Genomic DNA, 12,460 nt, shown 5'->3' with positions numbered 1-12,460 from the left:
GATTCACCGTCTTCACACCTGTTCGCCGATTGCGAACCCGGTCCCGATGGGAAGCCATTCCGACAACAGGGGCGAAACGCCCATAGCGTAATGAAGTCGAGGCACGCAACATGCCGCACCCCGAAGGAGCGAGAACCACCCCGTCGGAGGAGTCGCCGGCGGCGAGGCTGCGCGAACTGAAGGAGCGTACGGGACTCAGCCTCGCGGCACTGGCCGCCCGCACCCCCTACAGCAAGTCCGCGTGGCACCGCTACCTCTCCGGCGACAAACGGCCGCCGCGCGCGGCCGTGGAGGCGCTGGCCCGGCTCGCGGGCGCGGATCCCGCCGCCGTACTGGCGTCGTGCGAGGCCGCCGCGGAGCCGCCGGCCGCCGCGACGCCCCGCGAGCCGCGGCCGGCGAGGCGGTGGTGGCGGCTGCCGCTGACCGCGCTCGCGCTGCTCGCCGTGGCCGGGGTGACGGCGGCGGCCATGACCGTCTCGGACCGGCGCGGCACACCGGGCGTGCAGCCGGTGTCGGCGGCGCCGCGCTGTCACGGCCGCGCCTGCCAGGGCGAGTTGCCGGACGCGTCGGCGTGCGACCGGGACGCGCGGACCAAGAGCCGCGTCACCGGTGTCGCCTACGACGTCCGGCTGCGCTGGTCCCCGGCCTGCGGCACCGCCTGGTCCGAGGTACGGCTGCACACCCCGGTCGCGCGCGAGGTCTCGGTCCGGGCCGGTGACGACGTGCTCTCGGCGAGCTATCCCGCCGCGGACTCGGTCGGCTACACCAGCCCGATGCTCGCGGTGCCTGCTCCCCGGGGTGTGGAGGCGTGCGCCGAGGTGGCCGGGGAGCTGGCGTGCACCGGACTGGAGGCGGAGCCCACCGGAGAACCGTAGGAGGGCGCCGCGCCCGTGGAAGGAGCGCGGCGCCGGACCGGCCCGGGGGGGGACCGGTCAGTGGGCGGCGAGCAGCTTCTCCCGGTCGGTGCCGACCTGCGGCTGCCTGGCCGAGCGGAGGGCGGCGATGCCGATGAACACCATCGAGGAGACACCGGCGAGCGCGAAGGCGGTGAAGCCCCAGTCGCCGTTGCCCGCGGCGAGCAGCTGGCCGCCGAGCCAGGGGCCGAAGACGGCGCCGAAGCGGCCCATGCCGGAGGTCCAGCCGACGGCGGTGGCGCGGTTGTCCGGGGTGGATCGGATCGAGACGGTCGCGTAGATCATCGTCTGGGCGCTGTTCAGGAAGACGCCGGTGAGGAAGACGACCAGGGTGGTGACCCCCATCGGCAGGTGGACGCTGAGCAGGTAGACGCCGACCGCGGTGAGGGCGAACCAGACCGCTGCGATGCGCGGGGCGCCGAACCGGTCCGCGGCGCGGCCGGCGACCAGCATGCCCACGATGCCGCCGAGGTTGAAGACGACGACGAAGGTGAGGGCGTTGGTGAGTTCGTAGCCCTCGGTCCGCATCAGGGTCGGCAGCCAGGTGGCGACGCCGTAGACCAGGAGCAGGCCGCCGAAGGAGGCCAGCCAGTAGAGCAGGGTCTGCACCCACTCGCCGCCGCGGAACAGGGCGAGCAGCGCGTCCCAGCGGTCGGCGGCGGTCCTCCTGTCGGCGACGGCGGGCAGTTCGACCTCGTAGCGGTCGGCCAGGGCGGTGGCCTCCTCGGTACGGCCCTTGGCGACCAGGAAGCTCAGCGACTCGGGCAGCAGCTTCAGCAGGACGGGGACGAAGAGCAGCGGAAGGACGCAGACCCAGAAGGCGGAGCGCCAGCCGTACGGGTCGACGAGCCACTTGGCGACGTAGGCGGAGAGGATGCCGCCCGCGTGGTGGGCGGTCATCAGCACGCCGATGGTGATCGCGATCCGGCCGCCCCTGGCGTAGTCGGAGACCATGCTGATCGCGGTCGGCAGCAGTCCGCCGAGGCCGACGCCGGCCAGGGTGCGGCCCAGGCCGAAGACCGCGAGGCTGCCGGAGACCGCGCAGATGCCGGAGGCGAGCGAGAACAGCGTGACGCAGGCGATCATCAGCTGCTTGCGGCCGATCCGGTCCGCGACCGTGCCCGCGGTCAGGGCGCCCACCAGCATGCCGAAGGTGGCGTAGGAGCCGAGGTCGCCGGCCTTGTCCGGGGTGATGCCGAAGGTCTTGGCCTCCAGCAGATGGGGCAGCACCGAGCCGTAGATGAACATGTCGAGGCCGTCGAAGAGCACGGCCAGCCAGCACAGGCCGATCACCAGCTGAGCAAGTTTGCTGCCGCGAGCGGACAGGGCGGTTGAGGAGGACATCTTTGTTTTCCTCTCGTCCAGGATGCGTTCCCTGGAGGGGAAGCGGTAGAGGGGGGTCGACGCGGCTCGTGCTGCTGACCCGTGGTGCGTAGACGCTAAGGATTGACCGGCAAAAACGTCAACACTTTTGTCAACAATCACAGCAACAATCCGGTCGTCCCAGGTGGCAAAGGGGGTGGGCGACGCGGCACGGCGCGTCGCCCACCCCCTGGATGCCTGCGGTGACCGGATCAGCCGACCGGCGGAGTCCCGTGGGTGTGGAAGGACTCGATCGTCTTCAGACCCCAGGCCTGGCCCTTGGCGCGTTCGGCCTCGGTCCAGGTGACCAGCGGCCAGTCGGGGGCCAGCACCAGCCGGGTGAGCGGGTTGCACAGCTCGATGCGGTTGCCGCCCGGCTCGTAGACGTAGAGGAAGAACGTCTGCTGGATGGCGTGCTTGTGCGGGCCGGTCTCGATGAACACGCCGGTGTCGATGGCCAGGTCGGCCGCGCGCAGGATGTCCTCGCGGGTGTCGGTCGCGAAGGCGATGTGGTGCAGCCGCCCGGTCGAACCGGTCCAGTCGGAGGTGTAGACGACGTCGTACGACTTGTGGGTGAAGGTCAGCCAGCGGGCCGCGATCGTCCCGTTGTCGAGGCGGACCTGCTCGGTCGGCCTGGCGCCCAGCACGTGTTCCTGGAACTCGGAGTTGGCGAGCACGTCGGCGGCCAGGAAGTTGACGTGGTCCAGGCGGCGCACTCCGACACCCCGGTTGGGCTTGGCCTGCGGCTGGTTCTTCAGCGCGGGCTTCAGCTCGTCCGGCGCCCGGTAGTGCTCGCTCTCCCAGTAGAGGGCGTGCTCGTGGCCGTCCGGGTCGGTGGTGACGTAGAGCTTGCCGAGGCCCGGCTCGTCCTCCGTCCAGTGGCCGGTGCCGCCGGCCTCCTCGACCGCTTTGATGCGGCGATGGAGGGCCTCCTCGCTGGAGGTGCGCAGCGCGATCCGGCCGAGGCCCGGCTGCTCGCGGGCGCTGAGGACCAGGCTGTGGTGCTCGTAGTCGTCGTAGGTGCGCAGGTAGACGGTGTCACCGTCCCGGCCGTTGACGGTCAGTCCGAGGTAGTCGGTGAAGAAGGCGACGCTGGCGTCCAGGTCCGGGGTGAAGAGCTGGGCGTGGCCGATATGGGCGATGTCACCGAGGGGCGGAGCCATCGTTGCCTCCTTGAGGTCGTGCGGGCAGGGCGGCGGCGCGCGGGAAGACGGTGCCGTCGAAGATCTTGCGGGCGGTGCGGACGACCGCGGTGCGGCGGACGGCCGGCGGGGAGCCGTCGGAGCCGGGGGCGACGCTGGTGTCGATCTCCAGGAATCCGGTGGGGTGTTCGATACGGATACGGTCACCGTGGTCCGGGAGCCGGGCGATCCGCTCCCCCACGCCGCCGGGCAGCCTGAGCCCGGCGGCCACGCTCGCGGCGCCGAGGACGCCGATCGAGGTGTGGCAGCGGACGGGGATGAAGGTCCGGGTGGTGACCGCGCCGCCGTCCCGGGGCGGGGCGAGCAGGCTGAGCTTGGGCACGGTGGCGGTCTCGACGTCCCCGAGGCCCATCAGCTTGCCCGCCGCCAGCCGGATCTCGTGCAGCCGGTCGGCGAGGGCCAGGTCCTCCTCCAGGTCCTTGGGCGCCTCGTACCCGGTGACGCCGAGGGCGCTCGCCGCGACGAGCACGGTCGGCATGCCGTTGTCGACACAGGTCACCACCGTGTCCGCGACGGTGTCCCGGACGTTGCCGGTGGGCAGCAGCGGGCTGGTGCCGGCCGGGAACTCGATCACCACCGGGGCGGCCGTGCCGGGCACCCCGGAGATCTCGGCGTCCCCGGTGTAGTCGACGCGCCCGCCCGGGGTCGGGAAGGTGGCGACGGCCCGCTCCCCCGTGTTGAGCATCCGGATCCGTACCGAGGTCTCGCCGTCACCGGCGGCCACGAGCCCCCGCTCCACGGCGAACGGCCCGACCCCGGCGAGGATGTTCCCGCAGTTCTGGCGGTCGGTCACCTCCGGCCGGTCGACGGCGACCTGGAGGAAGAGGTAGTCGACGTCCGCCGCCGGGTCGTCCGACGCCGAGACGACCGCCACCTTGCTGGTGAGGGGGTGCGCCCCGCCCAGGCCGTCGATCTGCCGCGGGTCGGGGCTGCCCATCACCCGCAGCAGCAGGTCGTCCCGGGCGGCGGGGCCGGCGGGCAGGTCCTCGGCCAGGAAGTAGGCGCCCTTGGAGGTCCCGCCGCGCATCAGCATGCAGCGCACCTCCGCGGGCCCGGTCACTTGGTCTGCTCCTCGTACTCCGCGTACGTCTTGTACTCGACGCCGAGCCGCTGGAGGGTCTCCCGCAGCCCGTAGCGGTCCAGGCCCAGCTGGCCGCCGACGAAGGCGGCACGCGTCGCGGCCTCCTTGGCCTCGCGGGCCTCGGACTTCCCGACCGTCTCGCGGGCGCGCTCGCGGGGTACGACCACGACCCCGTCGTCGTCGGCGAGGATCACGTCACCCGGGTTGATCACCTGGCCGTCGACGGCGATCGGCACGTTGACCGAGCCGCCGGTGGCCTTGACCGTGCCCTGCGAGGAGACGGCCCGGGACCAGGCGGCGAAGCCCATGTCCCGCAGCTCCTGGGTGTCCCGGATGCCGGTGTTCAGGACCACCCCGCGCACCCCGCGCTGCTTCAGCGCGGTCGCGAACAGCTCGCCGAACAGCCCGTCCGTGCAGGGCGAGGTGGTGGTGACGACCAGGATGTCGCCCTCGCCGCACTGCTCGACGGCCGCGTGGATCATGAGGTTGTCGCCGGGCCAGCCGAGCACGGTGACGGCGGTGCCGGCGACCCGTACGCCCTGCTGGATCGGCCGGATTCCGGGGCCCAGCAGGCCGGTCCGCCCCATCGCCTCGCTCACGGTGGCCACCCCGAAGCCGGCCAGCGCGTCGACGTCCTTCAGCTCCGCCTTCGGCGGGTCGGTGACGATCACGCCGCTCATGCCAGCTCCTTCGCGATCTGCGGGAACGGCCGCATGAACGCCTCGGCCATGGTGTCGTGCGCCAGGCCCAGGTTGGGGCCCGCGTTCCGCTTGAGCTGGACGCCCCGGCGGACGGCGAGGTCGGTGTAGTAGGCCCACAGGTGCTGCTGGGCGCCGAGGCACTCCATGGCCTTGCGCTTGGTGTCCCAGACATCGGTGATGTCGAGGAGGACCTCGGGCCGGAAGCCGCTCATCTCGGGCTGGTGCGGCTCGAAGTAGAAGACCGGCGGGGCGCCGATGATGTCGCCCGCGCCCGGGTAGCCGATGGCCTGCGCGAGGATCCGGGCCTCCAGGGCCATGCGGTTGGCGGCCGGGTGGTCGCCGTTGTAGGGGTCCTCGACGGGGTGGGTGAGCACGACGTCGGGCTGCGTCTCGCGGTAGACGGCGACCAGCTGGTCGGTCAGCTCGGCGGTGGCGACCAGCGGGTAGTCGCCGGCGTCGAAGAAGCGGACCTCGGCACCGAGGGAGGCGGCCGCCTTCTCCGCCTCCTCCCGGCGTATCGCCTTGATCTCCGCCAGGTTCCTGCCCTCGCGCCACGCCTTGGCGGACTCCCCGCGTTCGCCGAAGGTCAGACAGGCGATGGTGACCTTCTCGCCCCGGGACGCGGCCAGGGCGATGGCTCCACCCGCCCGCCACACGAAGTCCCCGGCGTGCGCGGTGACGACCAGGGTGGATCGTGGTGGAGTTGCGGCCGGCGCGTTGGCGTGCGTCATTGAAAAACTCTCCTTGGTGGACAGGTGTGCGCCCACCCGGCCCCGGGCGTGCTCAGTCGCGCAGTGCTTCGATCACGCTCGTGAGGTGGGCGCGGACGGCCGCCTCGGCCGCCTGCGGGTCCCTGGCCCTGATCGCCTCGATCATCGCCAGGTGCTCGCTCAGGGAGTGCTGCGGACGCCCCGGACGCAGCGCCAGCTGGAAGCGGTGCCGCACCAGTTGGGCGTTGAGCCGCTCCAGCAGTTCCACTGCGGTCTGCTGGCCGGAGATGACCCGGATCCTGGCGTGCAGTTCCTGGTTGAGCTCGGAGTAGGTGACCGGCTCGCCGTCGGCGACGGCCTTCTTCATGGCCACCCCGAGATCCGTGAGCTCCGTGAGCTGCTCGTCGCTGGCCGCGACGGCCGCCTTCGCGGCGCACAGTCCCTCCAGGACCATGCGGCACTCGGTGATCGCGACCGCTTCCTCCACGGTCACCACCCGCACCCGCGAGCCGCGGTTGCGGATCCGCTCGACCAGTCCCTGCGCCTCCAGATCGATCAGCGCCGCACGGATACTGGCCCGCGTCACACCGAACTCCTCGGCGAGCTCGTTCTCCACCAGCCGCTGGGCCGGGGCCATCTCGCCGTGCAGGATCGCCTGCCGCAGCAGCGTGAACGCATGCTGCTTGGCCTGCTCTCCGGTGCTCGGACGGGCTTCCTTCGGCATTGCGCCCTCCCTGAGTGAGTGCCTGTCGAACGTAAATCTAGCCAAACAAGATTGTCAACAATTTTGTCTGCCGTATTGCCGGGGCAATCCGGCGCCCCGCGCGCTCAGCCGGTGCGGTACAGCTCGCTGAGCAGTTCGAGAACGGCCTGGTGGGCGGGGTGCGGATCGTCCCGCCACCAGGCCAGCCGGACGACGACCGGCTGCGCGTCCCGGACCGGCCGGTAGACGATGCCGGGCCGCGGGTACTGGTTGGCGGTCGACTCGGCGGTCACCCCGACCGCACGCCCCGCGCCGATGGCGGTGAGCCAGTCGTCGACGTCGTGCGTCTCCTCGACGGCCGGCCGCGAATCCGGCGGCCACAGCTCCGGGGTGGTGGTGCCGGTGCGCCGGTCGACCAGGAGGATCCTGCCGGTGAGGTCGGCCAGGCGTACGGTCCGGCGGCGGGCCAGCGGATCGTCGGCGGCCAGCGCGGCGAGCCGCCGCTCCAGCCCCACGACGGCCGCGTCGAACCGGGGGTCCTCCAGCGGGCGGCGCACCACCGCGAGGTCGCAGACGCCTTCGGCGAGACCGGCGGAGGCCGTGTTGACCCGGACGAGCTGCAGATCGGTCCCCGGACGCGCGGCGGCCCAGCCCCGCTGGAAGGCGACGGTGTGCCGGCCCACGGCCGACCAGGCGTACCCGATCCGCAGCAGGGTGTGTCCCGAGCCGGCCTCCTGGACCAGACCGGCGACGTCCGCCAGCACCCGCCGGGCGCGCGCCACCACCCGCAGTCCGGTGGCCGTCGGGGTCACCGCGCGCGAGGTGCGCCGCAACAGCCGTACGCCCAAGGCGCGTTCGAGGGACGCCAGGGTGCGGGAGACGGCCGCCTGGGACACCCCCAGGGCGATCGCCGCGTCGGTGAAGCTGCCCTCGTCGACGATGGCGACGAGACAGCGCAGCTGCCGCAGCTCGACCTCATCCATACGGACAGCGTATAGATCCCGGGGCGCATGCATTTTGCGCAAGCGCGGACCGGGCGCACCCTCCTCCCATGCGACGCGCCCTCGAACGCCCCGTCTCCTCCCCCACGGTCACGCCGTCCGCGCCGACCCGGCTCTCCGGCGTGGCCACCATGTTCGGCAGCGGTCTGTCCAACCAGACCGGCGCGGCCATCGGCTCCCTCGCCTTCCCGGTCCTCGGCCCGCTCGGCGTGGTGGCGGTACGGCAGTACGTCGCCGCACTCGTCCTGGTGGCCGTCGGCCGGCCGCGCCTGCGCGCCTTCACCTGGCGGCAGTGGTGGCCGGTGCTGCTGCTCGCGCTGGTCTTCGGCACGATGAACCTGACCCTCTACACCGCGATCGACCGGGTCGGCCTGGGCCTGGCGGTCACCCTGGAGTTCCTGGGCCCGCTCACCATCGCGCTGACCGCGTCCCGCCGCCGGCTGGACGCGGGCTGTGCGGTGCTGGCCGCTTCAGGGGTGGTGGTGCTGATGCGCCCGCAGCCGTCGGCCGACTACGCGGGTATGGCCCTGGGCCTGGTGGCCGCCGCCTGCTGGGCGTCGTACATCCTGCTCAACCGCGTGGTCGGCCGGCGGATACCGGGGGCGCAGGGCCCGGCGGCGGCCGCGAGCGTGTCGGCACTGACGTTCCTGCCGGTGGGCATCGTGGTGGCGGTACGGCACCCGCCGACGGCCACCGCCCTCCTGTGCGCGGTGGCGGCGGGCGTCCTGTCCTCGGCGGTCCCGTACCTGGCCGACCTCCTGACCCTCCGGAAGATCCCGGCCCAGACCTTCGCCCTGTTCATGAGCGTCAATCCGGTCCTGGCGGCGGTGGTGGGGTGGGTGGTGCTGGGGCAGGGGCTGGGCGTGCCGGAGTGGGCGGGGACAGGAGCGGTGGTCGCTGCGAACGCGGTCAGCATTTCCACGCGGCCCAGCCATAGCACCCCCTGAGGGGCGCGGGGAACTGCGCGACCAGCCACAGACCACCCCCCGCAGCCCGCCCACTGCCGCCCCCCTCACCCCACGGCCTCTCCCCAAGTCGCTCCCGCCGCAACAGCCTGCCGCCACCCCCGCATCACCTTCGGCCCCACCCCCACCCCGAGCACCCCGCTCAACCGCTCCCCCCTGCGGTACGCGGCGACGAACCGCCCCTCCGCCGACTCGCCCTCCACGAACCGCACTTCCTCGTGCCCCCGCAGATACCCGTACGCCTGGATCTTCATCCCGTACTGGTCGGACCAGAAGTACGGCACCGGCGCGAACGCCTTGCGCGCGCCGGGATTGAGGAGGTTCCGCGCCGCGGCCATCCCTTGTTCCGCCGCGTTGGTCCGGTGCTCGATCCGCATCGACACGCCGAACAGCGGGTTGTACCAACGGGCGAAGTCACCCGCCGCGTACACCCCGCGCGCGGCCTCGCAGTACTCGTCGCAGACGACCCCGTCGCCCACGGTCAGCCCGCTGCCGGCCAGCCACTCGACGTTGGGCAGCGAGCCGATCGCCACCAGCACCTCGTCGGCCTCGATCTCTTCCCCGTCGGCGAGCCGCACCCCGTCCTCGGTCACCTCGGTCACCGTGACCCCGGTCCGCAGGTCCACGCCCCGCTCCAGGTGGGCCCGGGACAGCACCCGGCCCACCTCCTCGCCCACCGCGTGCGCGAGCGGCACCGGCGCCGGTTCCAGGAGGGTCACCCGCGCACCCAGCCGCCGGGCGACCGAGGCGGCCTCGGCGCCGAGGAACCCGGCGCCGACCACCACCAGCCGCCGCCCAGGAGCCAGCCGCTCCCGCAGGGTGAGCGCGTCGCCGAGGGTGCGCAGCACATGCGCACCCTCCCCGGGCAGCCGGCGCGGCCGTACCCCCGTGGCCACGATCAGCCCGTCGTAGGACAGCGCCGAGCCGTCGGCCAGCCGCACCGTGCGGTCCACCGCGTCCAGCCCGACCGCCGCGACCCCGAGCCGCAACTCAAGTTCCAGGGCGTCGAGTTCGGCCGGCGCCCGCAGGGTCGCCCGGTCCGGTTCCCACTCGGCCGACAGCACCTGCTTGGACAGCGGGGGCCGGTCGTACGGGACGCGGGGCTCGTCGCCGACGAGGATGAGCGTGCCGTCGTAGCCCTCGCGGCGGAGCGTCTCGGCGGCCGCGAGTCCGGCCGCGGAGGCGCCGACGATGACGATCCGGTTCACTGGGCCACCAGTCGGATCGCGGCCGCCGGGCAGATCGCCACGGCCTCACGCACGGCGTCGAGGGTGTCCCCGACGGGTTCCGGGGCCACGACGAAGGCGATGCCGTCCTCGTCCCGCTGGTCGAACACCTCGGGGGCGGCGAGCACGCACTGTCCGGATGCGACGCACTTCGGTTCGTCCAGTTCGACATGCATGGCGTTCTCCTTGCTGGGTGTGGGGGCTGCGCGTGGGGGGTGCCGGGTCACCAGGTGACCGGGAGTGCGTAGACGCCGTAGACGGATCCGTCGTGCTTGAAGGGCAGTTCGCCGATGCCGGCGGCGAGTCTGAGTCCGGGGACGCGGCGGTAGAGGGTGCCGTAGACGACCTGGAGCTCCATCCGGGCCAGCGGCTGGCCCAGGCACTGGTGGACGCCGAAGCCGAAGGCGACATGGCGGCGGGCGTCCCGGGTGAGGTCGAGGCGGTCGGGGTCGGGGAAGGCGTCGGGGTCACGGTTGGCGATGTCGTTCGGCATGATCACGCCTTCCCCGGCCCGGATCACCTGACCGGCCACCTCGATGTCCGCGAGGACCGCCCGGCGCCGGCCGCCGTGCACGATGCTCAGGTAGCGGAGCAGTTCCTCCACGGCGGACGCGATCAGCTTCGGGTCGTCGGTGTCGCGCAACAGGGCCAGCTGTTCCGGCTGTTCGAGGAGGGCGAGGGTGCCGAGGGCGATCATGTTGGCGGTGGTCTCGTGCCCGGCGAGCAGCAGCAGGACGCCCATCTGCGCGGCGTCGGTGCGGGTCAGCTCCCCCGACTCCACCCGGGCCACAAGGCCGGAGAGCAGGTCGTCGCCGGGGTGCGCCGTCTTCTCGCCCATCAGCTCGTCGAGATAGCCGATCAGCTTCCCGTGGGCGGCCGTCCGGTCTGCCATGGCCGCGTCCCGCTTGATGAGGACCTTGCTGTTCTCCTGGAAGAAGTCGTGGTCGTCGTAGGGCACTCCGAGCAGCGCGCAGATGACGAGCGAGGGCACCGGGAGCGCGAACACCTCGACGAGGTCGACGGGTTGCGGGCCGGCCAGCATCTCGTCGATCAGGTCGTCGACGATCTTCTGCACGGCCGGGCGCAGCGCCTCGACGCGCCTGATCGCGAAGGGTGCGGTGACCATCCGGCGCAGCCGGGCGTGCTCGGGGTCGTCCATCAGGATGAAGCTGATGTTGTTCTTGCCGTTGCCCGGGGCCTGGAGCGGATAGCCGGGGCTGGTGAGGTCGGCGCTGACCCGGGGGTCGAGCAGCACGGCCCGCTGGTCGGCGTACCGGGTGAGCAGCCAGTAGTCCCTGCCGTCCCAGAGCCGGACCCTGGCGAGCGGCCCCTCCTCCTGGGCGGCGCTCAGGGCCGGGGGCGGGTCGAAGGGGCAGCCCGTGGCCCGGGGCATCGGGAACTCGGGGACCGGTGCGGACGGGCCGGGTCCGGTGCCGGTGAGGGGGTCGGCCATCTCTGTCTCCTCGGGTGGGGGGTGAGCACATGCAAACAGGGTGGGCTGACCGCTTCCGGTCAGTTCCCTGACAGCAAGCTGACGTGGCCCAGGTCACACCACGACGCGGTCGACAAAACCAGCGCATCGGATGGACGTCGTGAACTCCGCTACAGACAACGGAACTTGACGTCACGGGAGATTCCGTCCTCCCGTCCGGCCGGTCGACCACTCCCCCGCCCCGGCGGCCGCGCCTGACGGGCGACACGGACACCCGGGCATTTGCTCACGGATTCCATCGCGAATCGCTCACCCGGGCTCCGACGGCTCCCCCAGCCAGTAACCGAAGCCCCTCCTGGTGTGGATCAGCGCGGGGCCGCCCCGGTCCACCTTGCGTCTGAGCCGGGAGACCAGTTGCTCGATGGCGTTGTCGCCCCGGAACTCGCCCCAGACGGACCGGCTGATCTGCTCCTTGGACAGCACCTTCCGGGCGTTGGCCAGCAGGTGGCGCAGCAGCCGGTACTCGGCGGGGGTGAGGTCGAGGGTGCGGGCGCCCCGGCGGGCCCGGCAGGTGCCGTCGTCCAGGACGAGGTCGGCATGGTCCAGCGTGCCGCCCGGCCGGCCACCGCCGCCCACGTCCCGGAGCAGGACCCTGACCCGGGCGAGGACCTCGGCGATCCGCACGGGCTTGGTGACGTAGTCCCGCTCGTCGGCGGCGAGTTCGGGCACCAGGCGGGCCAGGGATTCGCAGGCGACCAGCAGGAGGACCGGCGGCCGGTAGGCCGGTCTGCAGCGGCCGCCCCGGGCGAGGTCTTCGAGGCCGGGCAGTTCGGCATCGACGACGGCCAGTGCGAAGCGGTGCTCCGCGAGCCGCCGTGCCACCTCGGCGCCGCTGCCTGCCGCACCGGTCCGGTAGCCGGCCAACTCCAGGGTTGAGGTGAGGAGTTCGGTGGTGTCGGGGGCGGAGGCGGCGACCAGGAGCCGCTCTCCGCCGCCACGGGCGAGCGCTTGGGGCACAGGGGAGCTGCCGTACATGGGTGACCCGTCCGTTCGAAGCGCGGGCAATTAGCTTGCTTGACTCAAGTAAGCCACATATGCTTGCCTAACTCAAGTAATCGGGGTCGTCCTGAGCGGAGGCCGCCCCGAGGGCCCGCCCGCGGCGG

Annotated in this window: 13 protein-coding genes; 2 read left to right on the top strand and 11 right to left on the bottom strand. The window is 72.4% G+C overall.

Annotated features, from left to right (window positions below; all coding sequences use genetic code 11):
* Positions 1-110 precede the first annotated feature (110 nt).
* Positions 111-875, top strand: a complete 765-nt coding sequence (locus tag ACFZB3_RS33930) for a DUF2690 domain-containing protein (RefSeq protein WP_391382287.1) — start codon at positions 111-113, stop codon at positions 873-875.
* A gap of 57 nt (positions 876-932) precedes the next feature.
* On the opposite strand, the gene ACFZB3_RS33925 is transcribed toward ACFZB3_RS33930, so the two are convergent.
* The 7 genes from ACFZB3_RS33925 to ACFZB3_RS33895 form a co-directional block, all read right to left on the bottom strand.
* Positions 933-2,258, bottom strand: a complete 1,326-nt coding sequence (locus ACFZB3_RS33925; protein ID WP_391382285.1) for an MFS transporter — start codon at positions 2,256-2,258, stop codon at positions 933-935.
* Between the two features lie 230 nt (positions 2,259-2,488).
* Positions 2,489-3,439, bottom strand: a complete 951-nt coding sequence (locus ACFZB3_RS33920) for a catechol 2,3-dioxygenase (protein ID WP_391382283.1) — start codon at positions 3,437-3,439, stop codon at positions 2,489-2,491.
* A complete protein-coding gene (locus tag ACFZB3_RS33915; protein ID WP_391382281.1) occupies positions 3,420-4,538 on the bottom strand; it encodes a 4-oxalomesaconate tautomerase in 1,119 nt (372 codons plus the stop codon). Before ACFZB3_RS33915 ends, ACFZB3_RS33920 begins: the two co-directional genes overlap by 20 nt.
* Positions 4,535-5,239: a 4-carboxy-4-hydroxy-2-oxoadipate aldolase/oxaloacetate decarboxylase gene (locus ACFZB3_RS33910; protein ID WP_391382276.1), complete on the bottom strand. Its 705-nt coding sequence runs from the start codon at positions 5,237-5,239 to the stop codon at positions 4,535-4,537. Before ACFZB3_RS33910 ends, ACFZB3_RS33915 begins: the two co-directional genes overlap by 4 nt.
* Positions 5,236-5,991 (bottom strand): PIG-L family deacetylase, encoded by a 756-nt coding sequence (locus ACFZB3_RS33905; RefSeq protein ID WP_391382274.1) that lies wholly within the window; start codon positions 5,989-5,991, stop codon positions 5,236-5,238. The genes ACFZB3_RS33910 and ACFZB3_RS33905 overlap by 4 nt, the downstream gene beginning before the upstream one ends.
* Before the next feature lie 52 nt (positions 5,992-6,043).
* The gene (locus ACFZB3_RS33900) at positions 6,044-6,694 is read right to left on the bottom strand and encodes an FCD domain-containing protein (RefSeq protein ID WP_391382272.1); all 651 of its coding nucleotides are present in this window, start codon (positions 6,692-6,694) and stop codon (positions 6,044-6,046) included.
* A gap of 104 nt (positions 6,695-6,798) precedes the next feature.
* Positions 6,799-7,656 carry a LysR family transcriptional regulator gene (locus tag ACFZB3_RS33895; protein ID WP_391382270.1) on the bottom strand — a complete coding sequence of 286 codons (858 nt, stop codon included), beginning with the start codon at positions 7,654-7,656 and terminating at the stop codon, positions 6,799-6,801.
* A 140-nt stretch (positions 7,657-7,796) separates the two neighbouring features.
* On the opposite strand from ACFZB3_RS33895, the gene ACFZB3_RS33890 reads away from it, so the two are divergent.
* Positions 7,797-8,621 carry an EamA family transporter gene (locus tag ACFZB3_RS33890; protein WP_391382877.1) on the top strand — a complete coding sequence of 275 codons (825 nt, stop codon included), beginning with the start codon at positions 7,797-7,799 and terminating at the stop codon, positions 8,619-8,621.
* Between the two features lie 65 nt (positions 8,622-8,686).
* Here the strand turns inward: ACFZB3_RS33890 and ACFZB3_RS33885 are convergent, their stop codons facing one another.
* The 4 genes from ACFZB3_RS33885 to ACFZB3_RS33870 all read right to left on the bottom strand — a co-directional run bounded on the left by ACFZB3_RS33885 (position 8,687) and on the right by ACFZB3_RS33870 (position 12,332).
* A complete protein-coding gene (locus ACFZB3_RS33885) occupies positions 8,687-9,847 on the bottom strand; it encodes an FAD-dependent oxidoreductase (RefSeq protein ID WP_391382268.1) in 1,161 nt (386 codons plus the stop codon).
* On the bottom strand, positions 9,844-10,041 hold the full coding sequence (locus ACFZB3_RS33880; protein WP_391382266.1) for a 4Fe-4S domain-containing protein: 198 nt from the start codon (positions 10,039-10,041) through the stop codon (positions 9,844-9,846). Before ACFZB3_RS33880 ends, ACFZB3_RS33885 begins: the two co-directional genes overlap by 4 nt.
* 47 nt (positions 10,042-10,088) lie before the next feature.
* On the bottom strand, positions 10,089-11,318 hold the full coding sequence (locus ACFZB3_RS33875) for a cytochrome P450 (protein ID WP_391382264.1): 1,230 nt from the start codon (positions 11,316-11,318) through the stop codon (positions 10,089-10,091).
* Positions 11,319-11,606: 288 nt separating this feature from the next.
* Entirely contained in the window at positions 11,607-12,332 is a 726-nt protein-coding gene (locus ACFZB3_RS33870; protein WP_391382261.1) for a winged helix-turn-helix domain-containing protein, read from the bottom strand.
* Between the last annotated feature and the right edge of the window lie 128 nt (positions 12,333-12,460).

Source organism: Streptomyces sp. NPDC008092 (assembly GCF_042957285.1).
Lineage (GTDB): Bacteria > Actinomycetota > Actinomycetes > Streptomycetales > Streptomycetaceae > Streptomyces.
The sequence above is the reverse complement of the archived record's forward strand: the minus strand, read 5'-3'. Positions and strand labels throughout refer to the sequence as shown.